This is a genomic window from Aquabacterium sp. (genome assembly GCF_044226965.1).
In the GTDB taxonomy this organism is placed as follows: domain Bacteria; phylum Pseudomonadota; class Gammaproteobacteria; order Burkholderiales; family Burkholderiaceae_C; genus Pseudaquabacterium.
Map to the genome: position 1 here is coordinate 37,422 of NZ_JBGAGA010000010.1, position 19,066 is coordinate 56,487.

18 protein-coding genes and 1 tRNA gene are annotated in these 19,066 nt (G+C 66.9%); 17 read left to right on the forward strand and 2 right to left on the reverse strand.

Annotated elements, in window-relative coordinates:
- The first annotated feature begins 110 nt into the window (after window positions 1-110).
- The 14 genes from ACILR4_RS06710 (at window position 111) to ACILR4_RS06775 (ending at window position 12,726) form a co-directional block, all read left to right on the forward strand.
- Window positions 111-1,646, forward strand: coding sequence for a DUF4331 domain-containing protein (locus ACILR4_RS06710; RefSeq protein WP_395700067.1), 1,536 nt, complete (start codon window positions 111-113; stop codon window positions 1,644-1,646).
- A gap of 12 nt (window positions 1,647-1,658) precedes the next feature.
- The gene (locus ACILR4_RS06715) at window positions 1,659-1,949 is read left to right on the forward strand and encodes a hypothetical protein (protein ID WP_395700068.1); all 291 of its coding nucleotides are present in this window, start codon (window positions 1,659-1,661) and stop codon (window positions 1,947-1,949) included.
- An 88-nt stretch (window positions 1,950-2,037) separates the two neighbouring features.
- Window positions 2,038-3,141 (forward strand): tetratricopeptide repeat protein, encoded by a 1,104-nt coding sequence (locus ACILR4_RS06720; RefSeq protein WP_395700069.1) that lies wholly within the window; start codon window positions 2,038-2,040, stop codon window positions 3,139-3,141.
- A gap of 13 nt (window positions 3,142-3,154) precedes the next feature.
- Window positions 3,155-4,300 (forward strand): HupE/UreJ family protein, encoded by a 1,146-nt coding sequence (locus tag ACILR4_RS06725; RefSeq protein WP_395700070.1) that lies wholly within the window; start codon window positions 3,155-3,157, stop codon window positions 4,298-4,300.
- A gap of 201 nt (window positions 4,301-4,501) precedes the next feature.
- Entirely contained in the window at window positions 4,502-6,421 is a 1,920-nt protein-coding gene (gene thrS / locus ACILR4_RS06730) for a threonine--tRNA ligase (RefSeq protein ID WP_395700071.1), read from the forward strand.
- Window positions 6,422-6,522: 101 nt separating this feature from the next.
- Window positions 6,523-7,050 carry a translation initiation factor IF-3 gene (gene infC, locus ACILR4_RS06735; protein ID WP_395700072.1) on the forward strand — a complete coding sequence of 176 codons (528 nt, stop codon included), beginning with the start codon at window positions 6,523-6,525 and terminating at the stop codon, window positions 7,048-7,050.
- Window positions 7,051-7,184: 134 nt separating this feature from the next.
- Entirely contained in the window at window positions 7,185-7,388 is a 204-nt protein-coding gene (gene rpmI / locus ACILR4_RS06740; RefSeq protein WP_395700073.1) for a 50S ribosomal protein L35, read from the forward strand.
- A 27-nt stretch (window positions 7,389-7,415) separates the two neighbouring features.
- Window positions 7,416-7,772, forward strand: a complete 357-nt coding sequence (gene rplT, locus ACILR4_RS06745; RefSeq protein WP_395700074.1) for a 50S ribosomal protein L20 — start codon at window positions 7,416-7,418, stop codon at window positions 7,770-7,772.
- Between the two features lie 94 nt (window positions 7,773-7,866).
- Window positions 7,867-8,922 (forward strand): phenylalanine--tRNA ligase subunit alpha, encoded by a 1,056-nt coding sequence (pheS, locus tag ACILR4_RS06750; RefSeq protein WP_395700075.1) that lies wholly within the window; start codon window positions 7,867-7,869, stop codon window positions 8,920-8,922.
- 24 nt (window positions 8,923-8,946) lie between these two features.
- The gene (pheT, locus tag ACILR4_RS06755; RefSeq protein ID WP_395700076.1) at window positions 8,947-11,373 is read left to right on the forward strand and encodes a phenylalanine--tRNA ligase subunit beta; all 2,427 of its coding nucleotides are present in this window, start codon (window positions 8,947-8,949) and stop codon (window positions 11,371-11,373) included.
- Between the two features lie 42 nt (window positions 11,374-11,415).
- Window positions 11,416-11,778, forward strand: coding sequence for an integration host factor subunit alpha (locus ACILR4_RS06760; protein WP_395700077.1), 363 nt, complete (start codon window positions 11,416-11,418; stop codon window positions 11,776-11,778).
- Between the two features lie 34 nt (window positions 11,779-11,812).
- On the forward strand, window positions 11,813-12,262 hold the full coding sequence (locus ACILR4_RS06765) for a MerR family transcriptional regulator (protein WP_395700078.1): 450 nt from the start codon (window positions 11,813-11,815) through the stop codon (window positions 12,260-12,262).
- Between the two features lie 28 nt (window positions 12,263-12,290).
- A tRNA-Pro gene (locus ACILR4_RS06770) sits at window positions 12,291-12,367 on the forward strand.
- A gap of 122 nt (window positions 12,368-12,489) precedes the next feature.
- The gene (locus ACILR4_RS06775; protein ID WP_395700079.1) at window positions 12,490-12,726 is read left to right on the forward strand and encodes a hypothetical protein; all 237 of its coding nucleotides are present in this window, start codon (window positions 12,490-12,492) and stop codon (window positions 12,724-12,726) included.
- Between the two features lie 78 nt (window positions 12,727-12,804).
- Here ACILR4_RS06775 and ACILR4_RS06780 read toward each other — a convergent pair whose 3' ends face one another.
- On the reverse strand, window positions 12,805-14,970 hold the full coding sequence (locus ACILR4_RS06780) for a sodium-translocating pyrophosphatase (RefSeq protein ID WP_395700133.1): 2,166 nt from the start codon (window positions 14,968-14,970) through the stop codon (window positions 12,805-12,807).
- Window positions 14,971-15,200: 230 nt separating this feature from the next.
- Between ACILR4_RS06780 and ppa the strand changes: the two genes are divergently transcribed.
- The gene (gene ppa / locus ACILR4_RS06785) at window positions 15,201-15,743 is read left to right on the forward strand and encodes an inorganic diphosphatase (protein ID WP_395700080.1); all 543 of its coding nucleotides are present in this window, start codon (window positions 15,201-15,203) and stop codon (window positions 15,741-15,743) included.
- 21 nt (window positions 15,744-15,764) lie between these two features.
- Here ppa and ACILR4_RS06790 read toward each other — a convergent pair whose 3' ends face one another.
- Window positions 15,765-16,937, reverse strand: coding sequence for a GNAT family N-acetyltransferase (locus ACILR4_RS06790; RefSeq protein ID WP_395700081.1), 1,173 nt, complete (start codon window positions 16,935-16,937; stop codon window positions 15,765-15,767).
- 20 nt (window positions 16,938-16,957) lie between these two features.
- Between ACILR4_RS06790 and ACILR4_RS06795 the strand changes: the two genes are divergently transcribed.
- Entirely contained in the window at window positions 16,958-18,658 is a 1,701-nt protein-coding gene (locus tag ACILR4_RS06795) for an NAD+ synthase (RefSeq protein ID WP_395700082.1), read from the forward strand.
- A gap of 36 nt (window positions 18,659-18,694) precedes the next feature.
- Window positions 18,695-19,033 carry a P-II family nitrogen regulator gene (locus ACILR4_RS06800; protein ID WP_395700083.1) on the forward strand — a complete coding sequence of 113 codons (339 nt, stop codon included), beginning with the start codon at window positions 18,695-18,697 and terminating at the stop codon, window positions 19,031-19,033.
- Window positions 19,034-19,066 lie beyond the last annotated feature (33 nt).

A 19,066-nucleotide genomic window follows, 5' to 3' on the forward strand; every position in this document is an offset into this window, starting at 1 on the left:
TGCGTATCAGGCCGCAGACACCCGGATCGACGCTTTCCCCAGGGTGTCCAGCAAGTCCGCTGCTGCCAAGCCGCGGGCGGATGGAATCCACACGCTTCGAGGACGACCCCATGACCCGACTTTCCACCCCGGCGCAGCGCCTGCTGCCCATCACCGTGGCGGTGCTCGCCGCCATCGCCGGCACGGCCTTCGCGCCGGCCCAGGCCTCCAGCCATCGCGAGGCGCCCAGCATCACGACGACCCCCAAGGTCGACGGCACCGACTTCTACATGTTCTCCAGCTACGAGCCCGGTCGCAGCGGCTACGTCACGCTGATCGCCAACTACCAGCCGCTGCAGGCGCCGTACGGCGGGCCGAACTACTTCTCGATGGACCCGAACGCGCTGTACGAGATCCACATCGACAACAACGGCGATGCGAAGGAAGACATCACCTTCCAGTTCCGCTTCAAGAACGCGCTCAAGGGCATCACGCTGCCGATCGGTGGCAAGAACGTCGCGATTCCGCTGATCCAGGCCGGCGGCGTCACCGATCCCGCCGCGGCGACGCTCAACGTCAACGAGACCTACACGGTCGACATCGTGCGCGGCGATCGCCGCAGCGGCACCAAGGCCGCGGTCACCAATGCCAGCGGCGGCAGCGCGACCTTCAACAAGCCGGTCGACAACATCGGCACCAAGACGATTCCCGACTACGCGGCCTATGCGGCCAAGCACATCTACAGTGTCAACATTCCGGGCTGCACGCAGCCGGCCAGGCTGTTCGTCGGCCAGAGGAAGGACCCCTTCGCGGTGAACCTGGGCACGATCTTCGACCTGGTGAATGCACCGCTGTCGGTGATCACCGACTCCGCACTGATCAATGCGGTGCCCAACACCATCGACGACGCCAGCGTCACGACCTTGGCGATGGAAGTGCACAAGAGTTGCCTGACGCAGGGCAGCGAGCCGGTGATCGGCGCCTGGACCACGGCCAGCCTGCGGCAGGGCCAGCTGCTGAACCCCAACCCCGCCAAGGGCCACCAGACTGCGATGGTGCCGGGCGGCGCATGGACGCAGGTCTCGCGCCTGGGCATGCCGCTGGTCAACGAGGTGGTGATCGGCCTGCCGGACAAGGACCGCTTCAACGCCAGCAAGCCCAAGGATGACGCTCAGTTTGCAGACTATGTGACCAATCCGACCTTGCCGGCGCTGCTGGAAATCGCGCTGAACCTGCCGGGCACCGCGCCGAAGAACCTGCCGCGCACGGACCTGGTGACCGCCTTCCTCACCGGCATCAAGGGCGTGAACCAGCCGGCGGGCGTGGTGGCGTCGGAGATGCTTCGCCTGAACACCAACATCGCGCCGACGATGGAAGCCTCGCAGAACCGCCTGGGCGTGCCTGGCGGCGACCTGGCCGGTTTCCCGAACGGCCGCCGGCCGAAGGACGATGTGGTGGACATCTCGCTGGTCGCGGTGATGGGCGGGCTGTGCATGCTGAACGGCGATGGCAACACGCTGCAGCTGGGCGCGGACTGCAAGCCCGCGAACGTGCCGCTGGGCAGCACCTCGCTGAAGCTGCATGACGCGGTGGACCAGGCCGTGGTGCCGCTGCTGCCGGCCTTCCCGTACCTGTTCACGCCGGCCCCGGGCGCCGGCGGCAAGTGAAGGAGCGTGGCGATGAAGCACAAGCAACTCTCCCTGAGCCTGGCCTTTGCGTCGGTGGCCCTGCTCGGTGGCTGCTTCGGCGGTGGCGGTGACGACAGCATGCCGGCCCCGCCGCCACCGGCCCCGGCGCCGGCCCCGGCCGATCCGCTGGCCGCGGTGCCCGACAGCGCCAAGCAGTCGGCCGACGGCCTGGTGGGCTACCTGAAGACCTTGAGCGCGAACACCACCGACACGCGCGAGGCGATCGACGTCACCGGCCTCTCGCTGCCGCAAAGCGACACCACCGAGCCTTCGCCGCTGTAGCGCGAAAGCCAGTCCGCCCGGGAGTCCGGCGCCGCACAATGCGCCGGGTTCCCGGGCTGTTCTCCGTCATCAGCGAGGAAAGGTAGAGATGCGACTGCTGGGCTGTGGCCTGACGATCCTGTGCATGGCCTGGCAGGCCGCTGCGACGCCGATCACGCCGACCCGTGATGACGAAGTCATCGAGCGGCTGCCGGCGACCGTGGCGCGCACCAGCGCCAGCACCGATCCGGCCGTGGCGCTGCGCGAGGCGCGTGCGCTGCTCGAGGCCGGGCGCCGCGAAGGCGATCCGCGCCCGGTCGGGCGAGCGCTGGCCCGGCTGGCGCGCTGGGAGCGCGATCCGCAGGCGCCGCCCGAGCTGCTGCTGACGCTGGCCAGCGCCGAGCAGTACCTGCACCAGTTCGAACGTGCGATCGCCCGGCTGCAGGCCCTGGTGCAGCGCGATCCCCGCCAGGCCCAGGCCTGGCTGATGCTGGCCACGCTGCACCGCGTGCAGGGCCGCTATGCCGAATCCGACGCGGGCTGTCGTGCGCTGCTGGGCCTGCGCGCGCAGCCGTATGCGCAGGCCTGTGTCGCCGAGAACCAGGCGCTGCGCGGCGAGACCGACGCCGCGCGGCAGCAGCTGCAGGCCTTGATCGCGGCGGCGGGCGACGGTGCCACGCGCGGCTGGCTGCTGACGACGCTGGCCGAACTGGAACAACGCGCCGGCCGCACCGCGGCGTCTGACCTGGCCTGGCGCCAGGCACTGCAGGCCGATGCCGACAACTACACCGCGATCGGCTATGCCGACTTCCTGCTCGACAACCAGCGCCCGCGCGAGGCTTGGGGCGTGCTGCAGCGCGAAGTGCGCAGCGACGCCGTGCTGCTGCGCCTGGCCATCGCGGCGCAGCGCGCCAAGTTGCCCGAGGCCACGGCATTGCAGGCCGAGCTGCGCGATCGTTTCGCGCTGGCCGACCAGCGCATCGGCCCCAGTGGCCACGAGCGCGAGCGCGCGATGATGGCACTGGAGATCGAAGGCGATCCGGCCGCGGCCCTGCGCGCGGCGCGGGTCAATGTCGAACACCAGCGTGAGCCGCTGGACATCCTGCTGCTGGCACGCTGCGCGGCCGCGGCCGGCGATGCCGCCGCGCGGCGCGAGGCCGTGGCCCTGGCCACCACGATGGGGTTGCACGATGCACGGCTGGCGGCGCAGTAAGGCGGGGGACGTCGTGCGCGCTCGGCTGCTCGCGGCCGTGCTGTGCATCGTGGGACTGCTGGTCGCGCTGCCCGCGCAGGCGCACAAGTCCAGCGATGCCTACCTGTTCGTTGACAGCCGCGAGGGCCAGACCACGCTGCGCTGGGACATCGCGCTGCGCGACCTGGACGCGGCGCTGCCGGCCCTCGACGCTGACGGCGACCGCCAGCTGACCTGGGCCGAGGTGCGTTCGGCCTGGCCGGTGATCGACGCGCTGGCGCTGGCCGCGCTGTCGGTGCCGGGCTGTCGCTTCGAGATCCAGGGCCATGCGCTGGAGCGTCGCAACGATGGTGCCTACGCGGTGCTGCAGCTGACCGCACCGTGCCGTGTCGACGAGCAGACGCCCTGGCAGTACCACCTGTTCGCCGACATCGACCCGACGCACCGCGGCATCCTGCGCTTTCAGCGCGCCGATGGCAGCAGCGGCGTGCGGCTGCTCGACCCGCGGGCCGAAGGGCCGGCTGCGGCCGGTGGCGCGGCCGCGTCAGCCCCGGGCGCCGCGGCGACGGGCGAACATCCTTCGTTTCTGCGCGAGGGCGTCCACCACATCCTGACCGGCTACGACCACGTGCTGTTCCTGCTGTGCCTGCTGCTGCCCGCGGTGTTGCGGCGGGAGCAGGGCCGCTGGGTCGCGGTCGAGGGCTGGCGCGGCGCGCTGTGGCCGGTGGCGCGTACGGTCACGCTCTTCACGCTGGCGCATTCGGTCACGCTGGCCCTGGCCGCCACCGGGCTGGTGAAGCTGTCGCCGAAGTTCGTCGAGCCGGCGATCGCGGTGACCATCATGCTGGCCGCACTGGACAACATCCGGCCGCTGATAGGCGGTCGGCGCGGCTTCGTGACCTTCTTCTTCGGCCTGATCCACGGCTTCGGCTTCGCGGGTGTCCTGGGCGAGCTGCAGCTGCCGACGGCGGCCTTCGGCTGGGCGCTGCTGCAGTTCAACCTGGGCATCGAGGTCGGGCAGCTGATGATCGTGGCGTTGGTGGTGCCGCTGCTGTTCCTCGTGCGGCGCCGGCGGCTCTATGTGCCGTGCGTGATGGTCGCCGGCTCTGCGGCGGCCATGCTGCTGGCGGGGGTCTGGTTGGTCGAGCGCACGGCTGACGTCAGCTTGCTGCCATTCTGAAATCCGCTGGACTACAATTTCAGGACCTGCACCTCACAAGAGCGAGAAAGGCATCATGGTTATGACACCGCGGACTACGCCGTTCGCCACTGCCGCTTGATCCCGGCCGCGCTGTCACGCCTGTTCGCACACCTCTCCCTCGAACACTGAAAAGCGCGGCCACCCCCGCGCTTTTTTGTTGTCGCTTCGAAGGAGACTTCCATGATCACGATCACGCTGCCCGATGGCTCCCGACGCCAGTTCGAGCAGGCTCTCACGGTGGCCGAGGTGGCCGCCTCGATTGGCGCCGGCCTCGCGAAGGCTGCGCTGGCGGGCCGCATCGGTGAAGGCGAGGGCGCTCGCCTCGTCGACACGAGCCACCGCATCGAGTCCGACGCACGGCTGGCCATCGTCACGGACAAGGACGCCGACGGCCTCGACCTGATCCGCCATTCCACGGCCCACCTGCTGGCCTATGCGGTGAAGGAGCTGTTCCCGGATGCGCAGGTGACGATCGGCCCGGTCATCGAGAACGGCTTCTACTACGACTTCGCGTACAAGCGCCCGTTCACCCCCGAGGACCTGGCCGCCATCGAGCAGCGCATGGGCGAGCTGGCGAAGAAGGACGAGCCGGTCACGCGCCGCGTGCTCCCGCGCGATGAGGCGGTGGACTACTTCAAGCGCCTGGGCGAGCACTACAAGGCCGAGATCATCGCCAGCATCCCGGCCGACCAGGACGTCTCCTTGTACCGGGAAGGCGGCTTCGAGGACCTGTGCCGCGGCCCGCACGTGCCGAGCACGGGCAAGCTCAAGCACTTCAAGCTCATGAAGGTGGCCGGCGCCTACTGGCGTGGCGACCACCACAACGAGCAGCTGCAGCGCATCTATGGCACGGCCTGGGCGACGAAGGACGACCTGCAGAAGTACCTGACGATGCTCGAGGAGGCCGAGAAGCGCGACCACCGCAAGCTCGGCCGCGAACTCGACCTGTTCCACCTGGACGAGCATTCGCCCGGCACGGTGTTCTGGCACCCCAAGGGCTGGGCCGTGTGGCAGCAGGTCGAGCAGTACATGCGGGCTGTCTACCGCGACAACGGCTACCTGGAAGTGAAGGGGCCGCAGATCCTCGACAAGTCGCTGTGGGAAAAGACGGGCCACTGGCAGAAGTACCGCGAGAACATGTTCACGACGGAATCGGAGAAGCGCGACTACGCGCTGAAGCCGATGAACTGCCCCGGCCACATCCTGATCTTCAAGCAGGGCATCAAGAGCTACCGCGACCTGCCGCTGCGCTTCGGCGAGTTCGGCCAGTGCCACCGCAACGAGCCGACGGGCGGGCTGCACGGCATCATGCGCGTGCGCGGCTTCACGCAGGACGACGGCCACATCTTCTGCACCGAGGACATGATCCTCGACGAGTGCGTGGCCTACACGGCGCTGCTCCAGAGGGTGTATGCCGACTTCGGCTTCCACAACATCCTCTACAAGGTGGCGACGCGGCCCGAGGCCCGCATCGGCAGCGAGGAAAGCTGGGACAAGGCGGAGCATGCGCTGATGGAGAGCCTGCGCCGCTCGGGTTGCGAGTTCGTCATCTCGCCTGGCGACGGCGCCTTCTACGGACCGAAGATCGAGTACACGCTGAAGGACGCCCTGGGCCGCGAGTGGCAGTGCGGCACGATGCAGGTCGATTTCTTCATGGCCGAGCGCCTGGGCGCCGAGTACGTGGCCGAGTCGGGCGAGCGCAAGACGCCGGTCATGCTGCACCGGGCCATCGTCGGCAGCCTGGAGCGTTTCATCGGCATCCTGATCGAACAGCACGCCGGCGCGCTGCCGGCCTGGCTGGCGCCCGTGCAGGTGGTGATCGCCAATATCACCGACGGCCAAGCGGATTACGCCGCTCAAGTCGCGAAAACGCTGCAAAAACAAGGAGTTAGAGTCGCGACGGATTTGCGGAACGAAAAGATCACGTATAAAATCCGCGAGCATTCATTGCAAAAGGTCCCGTACATCCTCGTCGCTGGCGACAAGGAGAAGGCAAGCGGGGCCGTTGCCGTGCGCGCTCGGGGCAACCGTGACCTGGGTGTGATGGCTCTCGACGACTTCGCCCGCAAGCTCGCCGAAGACATCGCCACCAAGGCCTGAAGGTGCAGCCCCTCAGCGCGCGCATTGCTTTTTGCATGGCCTGTTGCTTGCCTTGGGGTCGTTGAGGGGTTTGCACCATCGCTACGTTTCTTGATCGCCGGATGCCCAATGTCGAGCGCAAGCATCGGCTCAACCGCGAGATCATGGCGCCCACCGTGCGCTTGAATGGGGTCAACAACGAGCCCTTGGGCATCGTCACCATCCAGGAGGCCTTGCGCCTGTCCGGTGAGGCCGATGTCGATCTGGTCGAGATTGCGGCCGCGGCCGATCCGCCGGTCTGCCGGCTGATGGATTACGGCAAGTTCAAGTACCTGGAACAGAAGAAGGCCGCAGAAGCCAAGTCCAAGCAGAAGGTCATCGAGGTCAAGGAAGTCAAGTTCCGGCCCGGTACCGACGAGGGCGACTACAACATCAAGATGCGCAACCTGCGGCGGTTCATCGCCGAGGACGGCGACAAGGGCAAGGTCACGCTGCGCTTCCGCGGCCGCGAGATCACCCACCAGGACATCGGCATGCGGCTGCTCGAGCGCATCCGCGATGAACTGGCGGATGTGGCAGTGGTGGAGCACATGCCCAAGCTGGAAGGGCGCCAGATGATCATGGTGCTGGCCCCGAAGAAGAAGCAGTGAGCTTCTGAAGTTTTGAAGTTTCCGCGGCGTGGTTTGGTCACCGCGCCGATTGGAAGAGAAGCCGATGCACGGCAGTTCAAGTGTCGGGGCACCTGCCCCGGCCGCCTGCAGATGGCAATTTAGAAGGAGCAGTCATGCCCAAGATGAAGACCAAGAAGAGCGCGGCCAAGCGGTTCCGCGTCCGTCCGGGTGGTACCGTCAAGCGCGGTCAGGCGTTCAAGCGCCACATCCTCACGAAGAAGTCCACCACGCGCAAGCGCCAACTCCGTGGCGCCGTGAACGTGCACGAGACCAACATGGGCCACATGGCGCAGATGCTGCCATTCGCCGGCCTGTGATCTGAAGACGGATAGAAGGAGCTACACATGCCTCGCGTCAAACGTGGTGTAACCGCACGCGCCCGCCACAAGAAGATCCTGGCCCTGGCCAAGGGTTACCGTGGTCGCCGCAAGAATGTCTTCCGCGTCGCCAAGCAGGCGGTGATGAAGGCAGGCCAATACGCCTACCGTGACCGCCGCACCCGCAAGCGCGTCTTCCGCCAGCTGTGGATTGCCCGTATCAACGCCGCCGCGCGGGGTCTGGGCATCACCTACAGCAAGTTCATGGCCGGCCTGAAGAAGGCCTCGATCGACATCGACCGCAAGGTCCTGGCCGATCTGGCCGTCAACGATCCGGCTGCTTTTGGCAGCATCGTCGACAAGGTGAAGGCCCAACTCGCTTGATGTCCGCCGGGCCGGTTCCGCAAGGGGCCGGCACGGTCGCAAGCTTTCAAGGCCGTCACCTTCGGGGCGGCCTTTTTCTTTTCTCCGATTGACGATGAACGATCTCGATCAACTGGTGGCCGGCGCCGGCGAAGCCTTCGCCGCAGCGCCGACACCGGCCGAGCTGGAAAACGCCAAGGCGCGCTACCTTGGCAAGTCCGGGCATGTGACCGAACTGCTGAAGGGCCTGGCCGCACTGGCGCCCGACGAGAAGAAGGCCCGTGGCGCCGAGATCAACCAGGCCAAGCAGCGCATCGAAGCCGCGCTGAACGCGCGCCGCCAGGCCTTGGCCGAGGCCGAGCTCGAGGCCCAGCTCAAGGCCGAGGCGCTGGACGTCACGCTGCCAGGTCGCCAACGCGGCGTGGGCGGCCTGCACCCGGTGTCGCGCACGATGGAGCGCATCGAGGCCATCTTCGGATCGATGGGCTTTGACGTCGCCGAAGGCCCCGAGATCGAGACCGACTGGATGAGCTTCACGGCGCTGAACAACCCGGAGAACCATCCGGCGCGTTCGATGCAGGACACCTTCTACGTCGACATGAAGGACGATGAAGGCCGCTGGCTGAACCTGCGCCCGCACACCTCGCCGATGCAGGTGCGCTACGCACGCGCTCATGCTGCGCGTTATGCGGATGTGCTGGCCCGCGGTGAGGCCATGCCCGAGATCCGCGTGATCGCGCCAGGCCGCACCTACCGTGTCGACAGCGACGCGACGCACTCCCCGATGTTCCATCAGTGCGAAGGCCTGTGGATCGGCGAGAACGTCAGCTTCAAGGACCTGAAGGCCGTCTTCACCGACTTCTGTCGCCGCTTCTTCGAGAGCGACGACCTGCAACTGCGCTTCCGGCCTTCGTTCTTCCCGTTCACCGAGCCTTCGGCCGAGATCGACATCGCGTTTGCCAGCGGCCCGCTGAAGGGCAAGTGGCTCGAGGTGGCGGGCTCCGGCCAGGTGCACCCGAATGTGGTGCGCAACTTCGGGCTGGACCCCGAGCGCTACATCGGCTTCGCCTTCGGCATGGGGCCTGACCGGCTGACGATGCTGCGCTATGGCGTGAACGACCTGCGCCTGTTCTTCGACGGTGACCTGCGCTTCCTGTCGCAGTTTCGTTGAGTCACCCCCGGATCACGAGAGACCATGCAATTCCCTGAGTCCTGGTTGCGCGAGTTCTGCAACCCCCCGCTCGATACCCAGGCGCTGGCCAACCTGCTCACCATGTCCGGCATGGAGGTGGAAGAGCTGCGCCCCGCCGCGCCGCCCTTCAGCGGCGTGGTGGTGGCCGAGATCGTCGAGGCCGAGCAGCACCCGAACGCCGACCGCTTGCGCGTGTGCCGCGTCGACGCCGGTGTGTTCTCGAAGGACGGCCCGCTGCAGATCGTCTGCGGCGCGCCGAATGCGCGCGTGGGCATCCGCGTGCCGCTGGCCATCGTCGGTGCAGTGCTGCCGCCGGCGGAAGAGGGTGGCGCGCCGTTCCAGATCAAGACCGGCAAGCTGCGCGGTGTCGAGAGCTTCGGCATGCTGTGCTCGGCGCGCGAGCTGAAGCTGAGCGAAGACCACGGTGGCCTGCTCGAACTGGCGGCCGTTGCCCCGGTGGGCACCGACCTGCGCGAGCTGCTGAAGCTCGACGACACCTTGTTCACGCTGAAGCTCACGCCGAACCTGGGTCACTGCCTGTCGGTGTACGGCATCGCGCGCGAGGTGTCGGCCCTCACCGGCACGCCGCTGAAGACGCCGAGTTTCCCGCCGGTGCAGCCGAAGCACGATGCCCGCCTGCCGGTGCGCATTGAAGCCGGCGATCTGTGCGGTCGCTTCTCCGGCCGGGTGGTGCGCGGTGTCAACACGCAGGCGAAAACGCCTCAGTGGATGGTCGACCGCCTGGCGCGCTGCGGCCAGCGCTCGGTGACGGCGCTCGTCGACATCTCGAACTACGTGATGTTCGAGTACGGCCGGCCTTCGCACATCTTCGACCTCGACAAGATCCACGACGAACTGGTCGTGCGCTGGGGCCGCAGCGGCGAATCGCTGAAGCTGCTGAACGGCAACACCATCGAACTGGACGAGAAGGTCGGCGTCATTGCCGATGCGCAGGCGGTGGAATCGCTGGCCGGCATCATGGGCGGCGATGCCACGGCCGTGTCGGATGACACCCGCAACGTTTATGTCGAGGCGGCCTTCTGGTGGCCGGAAGCGGTGGCCGGGCGCTCGCGCCGCTACAACTTCTCCACCGATGCAGGTCATCGCTTCGAACGCGGCGTCGACCCGGCGCAGACGGTCGAGCACATCGAGCACATCACCCGGCTGATCATCGACATCTGCGGCGGGGAGGCGGGCCCGATGGATGACCAACGGGTCAACCTGCCGACTGCCAAGCCGGTGACATTGCGGATCGCGCGCGCGGCCAAGGTGATCGGCATGCCGGTCACGCAGGCCCAGTGCGCCGAGGTCTTCCGCCGGCTCGAGCTGCCATTCACCGAGAGCGCGGGCAGCCTGACCGTCACGCCGCCGAGCTGGCGTTTCGACCTGACGATCGAGGAAGACCTGATCGAGGAAGTGGCGCGCGTGATCGGCTACGACAAGCTGCCACCCGCGCCGCCGCTGGCACCGGTGACGGCGCGTGAAATCGTGGAGGCACGGCGCAGCGGCAACGCCGTGCGCCATGCGATGGCCGGTCTGGACTATCAGGAAACGATCAACTTCAGCTTTGTCGAGGCGCGCTGGGAAAGCGAACTGGCCGGCAATGACGATCCGATCCGCGTGCTGAACCCGATCGCGGCCCCCTTGGCCGTCATGCGCTCCAGCCTGATCGGCAGCCTGGTGCAGGTGCTGCGGCATAACCTGGCGCGCAAGACCACGCGGGTGCGGGTTTTCGAGCTCGGCCGCGTGTCGCGCCGGGATGCGTCGGTGTTCGCCGGGCCTTTGACGGTGGCGGGCATCGACCAGCCGATGAAGCTGGGTGGTCTGGCCTATGGGCCGGTGCAGCCGACGCAGTGGGGCAGCAAGGAGAAGGCGGTCGACTTCTTCGACGTCAAGGGCGATCTGGAGGCCCTGTTGGCGCCGGCCACGCTGCGCTTCGAGGCGGCAACGCACCCCGCGCTGCACCCGGGCCGCAGCGCCCGCGTGATGCTGGGCGAGCAGGCCATCGGTGTGATCGGCGAGTTGCATCCACGCTGGCGCCAGGGCTATGAGCTGCCGCACGCGCCCGTCGTGTTCGAGCTGGACCTGGCGGCCGTCCTGGCGCGCGCGGTGCCGCAGGCCGAGCCGATCCCGCGCCACCAGCCGGCTTGGCGCGACCTGGCCCTGCTGGTGCCCGACGAGGCCACGCACGATGCGCTGATCGCCGCGCTGCGTGCCGACCCCGCAGGGCATGTGCGCAGTGCCACCCTGTTCGACGTCTACAAGCCCCAGGTGGGGGCTACCGCAACAGGCCCGTCCGAGCGCAGCATGGCCGTGCGACTGGAGCTTCTGGACCCCGAATCCACCTGGACCGACGAACGCATCGATGCCGTCGTACAGGCTGCGGTTGCACGTGCCGGGCAGGCAGTTGGGGCCCGCCTGCGCAGCTGACCCGGTCGACCCTCACTGCACCACAAGATTCGACAACACCGCATGAGCCCCGAGGATCCGACCCCCGAGCGTGTGATCCTGCCGTCGCTGGAGACGCCGACCTTGACCAAGGCCGAGCTGGCCGAACTGCTGTTCGAACGGCTTGGCCTGAACAAGCGCGAATCCAAGGACATGGTCGAGGCCTTCTTCGAGCTGGTGCACCACACCCTGGTGAATGGTGACGACGTCAAGCTCTCCGGCTTCGGCAACTTCAATATCCGGCGCAAGGCGCCGCGGCCTGGGCGCAATCCGCGCACCGGCGAAGCCATTCCGATCAAGGCCCGCAACGTCGTGACGTTTCATGCAAGTCACAAGCTGAAGGCTGTCGTGCAGGGAGACACGCCGATTGGCGAGGAGTTCGAGTAGAGTCTAAGTTTCCCTGCACACCCCGTTGATTTCAATGGAGAAACCGCTTCCCGCCATCCCGGCCAAGCGTTACTTCACGATCGGTGAGGTGAGCGATTTGTGCGGCGTGAAGCCCTATGTGCTGCGCTATTGGGAACAGGAGTTCACGCAACTCAAGCCGATGAAGCGGCGCGGCAACCGCCGCTACTACCAGCACCATGAGGTGCTGCTGATCCGCCGCATTCGCGAGTTGCTCTATGACCAGGGCTTCACGATCAGCGGAGCGCGCAACCAGCTGACGGACCTTCAGCTCAGCGGCCGCGGCGCCGACGGCAACAGCGTGGCCAGTGGGGACATCGCGATGATGATCCACGACGAGGTCGAGGTCGACGAGGTGCCGGACGCGGTGGTCGACTTGCCGGTGCCGGAAGTGCTGGAACTGGCGCCTTCGCAGCTGCGGGCCGAGTTGTTGTCGATCCGTGAGCTGCTCTTGGCCGAAGGCTGAAAACACCGGGTATACTGCTTGGCTTCGTCGGGGTGTAGCGCAGCCTGGTAGCGCACTTGCATGGGGTGCAAGGGGTCGCGAGTTCGAATCCCGCCACCCCGACCATTGTTTGACGACCAAAGCCTGCCTTGGCCAAAAGCCTGGCAGGCTTTTTTCGTTGGGGCCGCAATTCGTCGTGGGCCCGAAATTGCGCTCAAGTTCGTCGGCGGACTGCCGATGTACTCCGGATGAGCCTGACTTCTGTCTCCTCGATCGCCCTGTCGGGCATGGGCAGCGCTGTGCAGCGGCTCAATGGCACCAGCGCGAACATGGCCCGCATGGCCGCTCAGCCGGACATCGACACCGAAGACCTTGCGCGCAATGCGGTCGAGCAGCGTGTGGCGCTCTACGAGTTCAAGGCCAATATGCAGACGTTCAAGACCGGGCAGGAAATGCTGGGCACGCTGCTCGACATCCGCGGTTGAGCCTGCGGTGTCACGAAACAGAAAAGGCCAGCCCGAGGGCTGGCCTTTGTGCTTCTGGCGGGACGCTACCCGCTGGCGCTAGTTCGAAGCTGCCGAAGCCGGGGCCGCCGGGGCGCTGGCCATCGCGGCAGGCGCCTCGTGCTTCGCCACCGGCGCGTTGCCGGTGGCCGCGCTGATCGGCAGCAGCGGCACGATCAGCAGCGCGACGATGTTGATGATCTTGATCAGCGGGTTCACGGCCGGGCCGGCGGTGTCCTTGTAGGGGTCACCCACCGTGTCGCCGGTCACCGCGGCCTTGTGGGCCTCGCTGCCCTTCTTGTGCAACTTGCCGTCGGCGTCCGTGAAGCCTTCTTCGATCAGCTTCTTCGCGTTGTCCCAGGCACCGCCGCCGGTGCACATCGAGATGCCGACGAAGAGGCCGGTCACGATCGTGCCCATCAGCAGACCGCCCAGTGCTGCCGGTCCCAGCAGCAGGCCGACCAGGATGGGCACCACCACGGGCAGCAGCGAGGGCACGATCATTTCCTTGATCGCTGCCGTCGTCAGCATGTCCACCGCCGCGCCGTATTCGGGCTTGGCCGTGCCTTCCATGATGCCCTTGATCTCGCGGAACTGGCGGCGCACTTCGACCACCACCGAGCCGGCAGCGCGGCCGACCGCTTCCATCGCCATCGCACCGAACAGGTAGGGGATCAGGCCGCCGATGAACAGGCCGACGATCACCATGTGGTTCGACAGGTCGAAGCTCACGTGCATGCCGCGCGACTCGAGCGCGTGCGTGTAGTCGGCAAACAGCACCAGCGCAGCGAGGCCGGCAGAGCCGATGGCATAGCCCTTGGTGACCGCCTTGGTGGTGTTGCCCACCGCGTCCAGCGGATCGGTGATGTCGCGCACCGCCGCCGGCAGTTCGGCCATCTCGGCGATGCCACCGGCGTTGTCCGTGATGGGCCCGTAGGCGTCGAGCGCGACGACGATGCCGGCCATGCTGAGCATCGAGGTGGCGGCCACCGCGATGCCATAGAGGCCTGCCAGCATGTAAGCGGCAACGATGGCGAGGCAGACGAAGATCACCGGCCAGGCGGTGGACTTCATCGAGACGCCGAGGCCCGCGATGATGTTGGTGCCGTGGCCGGTGGTGGAGGCCTGCGCCACATGCTGCACCGGCTTGTAGTCGGTGCCGGTGTAGTACTCGGTGATCCATACCATGCCGGCCGTCAGCACCAGGCCGACGATGCAGGCGCCGAACAAGCGCATCTGCGTGCCCGCGCCGAGCGCGTCATCGGGAATCATCGCCTTGGTGACGAAGAAGAAGGCGATCAGCGACAGGATGCCCGCGACGATCAGGCCCTTGTACAGCGCGGGCATCACGTTCTTCATGCCAGGCGAGGCCTTCACGAAGCCGCAGCCGATGATCGACGCGATGATCGACACGCCCCCCAGCAGCAGCGGGTACACCACCGCCTGCATCGGCGCCGAGGCCACCACCAGTGCGCCGAGCGCCATGGTGGCGATCAGCGTCACCGCATAGGTCTCGAACAGGTCGGCGGCCATGCCGGCGCAGTCGCCCACGTTGTCGCCGACGTTGTCAGCGATGACCGCGGGGTTGCGGGGGTCGTCTTCCGGAATGCCGGCTTCGACCTTCCCCACCAGGTCGGCGCCGACGTCAGCGCCCTTCGTGAAGATGCCGCCGCCCAGGCGCGCGAAGATCGAGATCAGCGACGAGCCGAAGGCCAGGCCCAGCAGCGGTTTCAGCACCGCGGACAGGCTCTTGTCCGGCGTGAGGTTGCCGTTGCCGGTAATGAACCAGAAGAAGATGCCCACGCCCAGCAGGCCCAGGCCGACCACCAGCATGCCGGTGATCGCGCCGCCCTTGAACGCGACGTTCAGCGCCGGGCCGATGCCCAGCGTGGCCGCCTGCGCCGTGCGCACGTTGGCGCGCACCGAAGTGTTCATGCCGATGAAGCCGCAAGCACCTGAAAGCACCGCACCCAGCACGAAGCCGGCGGCGGTGGTGCCATCGAGGAACACGCCGATCAGCACGGCCAGCACGATGCCGACGATGCCAATGGTCTTGTACTGCCTTGCGAGGTAAGCGGCAGCACCCTGCTGGATGGCTCCCGCAATCTCCTGCATGCGCGCACTGCCTGCGTCCTGGCTCAGGATCCAGCTGCGCTGGACGAAGCCATACAACACGGCCGCAAGGCCGCACGCCAGCGCCACATAGAGCGCCATGGTGGTCGAAATCAAGGTATCTCCTTCCTCGAACTTGCCCTGTGAGTGGTGCGCTGCCGTTGTTGCCGAGCCCCTTTGTCTGCATGGGGCGGTAGTCGCAAAAAGCATGCTACGGGATGATGCTGCGCCGCGGCACCGTGTTTTCCTGCGGTAAGTCAATCGCGCCGCGCGGCACGGCTGTGTCAGGGCAAGGCAAGCCGGCTTCGTAGAATGCGGGTTTCCCCTTGAGCCCGAGCCATCCCATGAGCCTGCACAACGTGACCCCTGGCGCGAAGGCGCCCAACGAGTTCAACGTGATCATCGAGATCCCGATGAATGCCGACCCGATCAAGTACGAGGTGGACGAAGAATCGGGCGCGTTGTTCGTCGATCGCTTCATGGGCACCGCGATGCACTACCCGTGCAACTACGGCTACATCCCGCAGACGCTGGCCGACGATGGCGATCCGGTGGACGTGCTGGTGATCACGCCCGTGCCGCTGATCCCGGGCGTGGTGGTGACTTGCCGGCCGCTGGGCATGCTGAAGATGAGCGACGAGGCGGGTGGCGACAACAAGCTGCTGGCGGTGCCGATCGACAAGATCCTGTCGATCTACACGCAGTGGCAGAAGCCCGAAGACCTGAACCCGATGCGTCTGAAGACCATCCAGCATTTCTTCGAGCACTACAAGGACCTCGAGCCGGGCAAGTGGGTCAAGGTCGAGGGCTGGACCGGGCCGGACGGCGCGCGCGCAGAGGTGAGCAGCGGCATGGCCCGCTGGGCTGACAGCAACAAGAAGGCTTGACGCCGGCGCGGCGGCGGCGCCTCACGGGCCTTCGGCTGCCGACTTGAAGGGCGAGTGCTCGCGCAGCTCGTCGGCATAGGCCTCGATGCCGCTCGCTTCACGCGAGAGGAAATCCTGCACGGCGCGTGCGAACTGCGGGTGCGCCAGCCAGTGGGCTGAAGCGGTGCCTACCGGCATCAGCCCACGCGCCATCTTGTGCTCGCCCTGCGCACCGCCTTCGAAGCGGCGGTAACCGTGCTCGATGCACCACTGCAAGGGCTGGTAATAGCAGGCCTCGAAGTGCAGGCAGGGGATGTACTCCGTACAGCCCCAGTAGCGGCCATAGGCCTCGCGCGTGGCGGGGTCGATCGCGATCAGCGAGCAACCGAGTCGCTGGCCGGCCCGGCGCGCGACGAACATCACCCAGTGCCCGGCCATCGTGGCCGCCATGCGGTCGAAGAAGTCGCGCGTCAGGTACGGCGAAGAGTGATGAGCCCGGTAGGTCAGACGGTAGCAGTGGTGGAAGAAGTCCCACAGCGACGCATCGATTTCCGGGCCGGCGTGGGCCGTGAACTGCACGCCGGCATCGGCCACTTTGCGGCGTTCCTGCTGGATCTTCTTGCGCTTCTCGCGCTGCATGGTCGCCAGGTAGTCGGCCATCGTCGAAACGGGCTGCGCGTCGTCGGCGGTCCAGTGGAACTGGATGCCCTGGCGCGGCATCCAGCCCAGGGCTCGTGCCGCCTCTGCATCGGCCTCGTCGTGGAACAGCAGATGGGCTGAGGACAGCTCATGCCCCTGGGCATGCGCCTGCAGCGCGGCCAGCAGCTGAACGCGTGCCTCGGCATCCACCGCCAGCAGGCGCGAGCCGGGCACCGGCGTGAACGGCACAGCCACCAGCAGCTTCGGGTAGTACGCCAGGCCATGGCGCTGGTAGGCATCGGCCCAGGCCCAATCGAACACGTACTCGCCGTAGGAGTGGCTCTTCAGGTAGGCCGGTGCCGCGGCGTACAGCCTGCCATCGCGATGCAGCGTGATCCACTGCGGAAGCCAGCCAGCGCGCGCCACTGCGCTGCCTGAGGCATGCAGGGCCGCAAGGTACTCATGCCGCATGAAAGGCGTGGGTCGTGCCTGCTGCGCGAGCAGTGCATTCCAGGCCTGCGGGTCGATGCTCGCCGGGTCGTCATGGACGCGGATAACATCGTTCGATCCTGTCAAGCGCCGCGCGTCTTTCACCTATGTCCACTCCCACCACGGTCAGGATCGCCCTGGCGCAGATCAATGCCACGGTCGGCGACCTGGCTGGCAATGCGCAGCGCATTGTCGATGCCGCGGCCCAGGCGCACGCGGCCGGCGCCGCCGTGCTGATCGCGCCCGAACTGGCGCTCACCGGCTACCCGCCGGAAGACCTGCTGCTGCGCCCGGCGTTCATGCAGGGCTGTGCGCAGGCGCTCGCCGAACTGGCGGCGCGGCTGGCGGTGTTTGGCGATCTGCAGGTGGTGGTGGGTCATCCGCATCAGTTCGGTGAACGCGGCGATCTCCGTTCCCGCTCGGTCGTGGTGCAGCAGCGCTTCAACGCGGCATCCGTATTGCGTGCCGGCAAGGTGCATGCCACGTACTGCAAGCGGGACCTGCCGAACTACCAGGTGTTCGATGAACGGCGCTACTTTGCCTCGGGTCGCGATGCCGGGCAGGGCGCGGTGGTATTCGAAGCCGCCGGCCGCTGCTTTGGCCTGCTGATCTGCGAGGACGCCTGGTTCGAGGAGCCGGCGCGGCTGGCGCGCTCGGCCGGCGCCGATGTGCTGTGCGTGCTGAACGCCTCGCCGTTCCACCTGGGCAAGGCCGGCGAGCGCGAGGCGCGCATGGTCGATCGTGTCCGCGACACGGGCTTGCCGCTGCTCTTCTCGCACCTGAGCGGGGGGCAGGACGAGGTGGTCTTCGACGGCGCTTCGTTTGCCGTCGATGCGCGGGGCGAAGTGGCGGTGCGAGGGCCGAGCTTCGAAGAGGCGCTGGTGCTCGTCGATCTGCACGCGGATGGGACCATCGACGGCGAACGCCAGCCCGTGCCGAGCTATGAGGCGCAGGCCTGGGGCGCGCTCGTCACCGGCGTGCGCGACTACATCGGCAAGAACGGCTTTCCCGGCGCCATCATCGGACTCTCCGGCGGCATCGATTCGGCGCTGGTGCTGGCCATTGCGGTCGATGCGCTCGGCGCCGAACGCGTGCGCGCGGTGATGATGCCGTCGCCGTACACCGCCGACATTTCATGGCTCGATGCGCGTGACATGGCCCAACGCCTGGGTGTGCGCTACGACGAACATTCGATCACGCCGATGTTCGAGGCCTTCCGCACCAGCCTGGCGCAGGAGTTTGCCGGGTTGAAGGAGGATGCGACCGAAGAGAACATCCAGGCCCGCGTGCGCGGCACCCTGCTGATGGCCCTGTCGAACAAGTTCGGCTCGATCGTGCTGACCACCGGCAACAAGAGCGAGATGGCCACCGGCTACTGCACGCTGTACGGCGACATGGCTGGCGGCTTCGCGGTGATCAAGGACGTCGCCAAGACGCTGGTCTACCGCCTGGCTGACTGGCGGAACCAACAGCCGACCCTGCGCGCTGACGGCACTGTCGGCCCGGTGATCCCGCAGCGCATCATCACCCGGCCGCCTTCTGCCGAACTGCGGCCCGACCAGAAGGACCAGGACAGCCTGCCGCCCTATGAGGTGCTGGACGCCATCCTTGCGCGCTACATGGAAGAGGACCAGGGCATTGCCGAGATCATCGCCGCCGGCTTTGATGCGGCCGATGTCGAGCGCGTGACCCGGCTCATCAAGATCAACGAGTACAAGCGGCGCCAGGCGCCGGTGGGAATCCGCATCACGCACCGTGCATTCGGACGCGACTGGCGCTATCCCATCACCTCGAAGTTCCGTGCTTAAATCCAAGCCAGTTGACGATCAAGGTACGGAGGCCCCATGAAACAGATCAGCGCGATCATCAAGCCCTTCAAGCTCGAAGAGGTGCGTGAGGCATTGGCCGATGTCGGCGTCTCCGGCCTCACCGTCACCGAGGTCAAGGGCTTCGGCCGCCAGAAGGGCCATACCGAGCTGTACCGAGGCGCCGAGTACGTGGTCGACTTCCTGCCGAAGGTGAAGGTCGAGGTGGTGGTCAAGGATGCCGATGTCGATCGCTGCATCGAAGCCATCGTCAAGGCGGCCAAGACCGGCAAGATCGGTGACGGCAAGATCTTCGTCACCCATGTCGAGCAGGTGGTGCGCATCCGCACCGGCGAAACCGACGAATCGGCCGTGTGAGCGCGGCGGCCGGCAGGGCCCGCACCGACTGAA

Coding starts and splice junctions, on each gene's coding strand:
- ACILR4_RS06720 (WP_395700069.1), top strand. CDS start 2,038: ATGCGACTGCTGGGCTGTGGCCTGACGATCCTGTGCATGGCCTGGCAG.
- ACILR4_RS06775 (WP_395700079.1), top strand. CDS start 12,490: ATGAGCCTGACTTCTGTCTCCTCGATCGCCCTGTCGGGCATGGGCAGC.
- pheT (WP_395700076.1), top strand. CDS start 8,947: ATGCAATTCCCTGAGTCCTGGTTGCGCGAGTTCTGCAACCCCCCGCTC.
- ACILR4_RS06760 (WP_395700077.1), top strand. CDS start 11,416: ATGAGCCCCGAGGATCCGACCCCCGAGCGTGTGATCCTGCCGTCGCTG.
- ACILR4_RS06710 (WP_395700067.1), top strand. CDS start 111: ATGACCCGACTTTCCACCCCGGCGCAGCGCCTGCTGCCCATCACCGTG.
- ACILR4_RS06765 (WP_395700078.1), top strand. CDS start 11,813: ATGGAGAAACCGCTTCCCGCCATCCCGGCCAAGCGTTACTTCACGATC.
- rpmI (WP_395700073.1), top strand. CDS start 7,185: ATGCCCAAGATGAAGACCAAGAAGAGCGCGGCCAAGCGGTTCCGCGTC.
- thrS (WP_395700071.1), top strand. CDS start 4,502: ATGATCACGATCACGCTGCCCGATGGCTCCCGACGCCAGTTCGAGCAG.
- ppa (WP_395700080.1), top strand. CDS start 15,201: ATGAGCCTGCACAACGTGACCCCTGGCGCGAAGGCGCCCAACGAGTTC.
- ACILR4_RS06800 (WP_395700083.1), top strand. CDS start 18,695: ATGAAACAGATCAGCGCGATCATCAAGCCCTTCAAGCTCGAAGAGGTG.
- ACILR4_RS06715 (WP_395700068.1), top strand. CDS start 1,659: ATGAAGCACAAGCAACTCTCCCTGAGCCTGGCCTTTGCGTCGGTGGCC.
- ACILR4_RS06795 (WP_395700082.1), top strand. CDS start 16,958: ATGTCCACTCCCACCACGGTCAGGATCGCCCTGGCGCAGATCAATGCC.
- pheS (WP_395700075.1), top strand. CDS start 7,867: ATGAACGATCTCGATCAACTGGTGGCCGGCGCCGGCGAAGCCTTCGCC.
- rplT (WP_395700074.1), top strand. CDS start 7,416: ATGCCTCGCGTCAAACGTGGTGTAACCGCACGCGCCCGCCACAAGAAG.
- infC (WP_395700072.1), top strand. CDS start 6,523: ATGCCCAATGTCGAGCGCAAGCATCGGCTCAACCGCGAGATCATGGCG.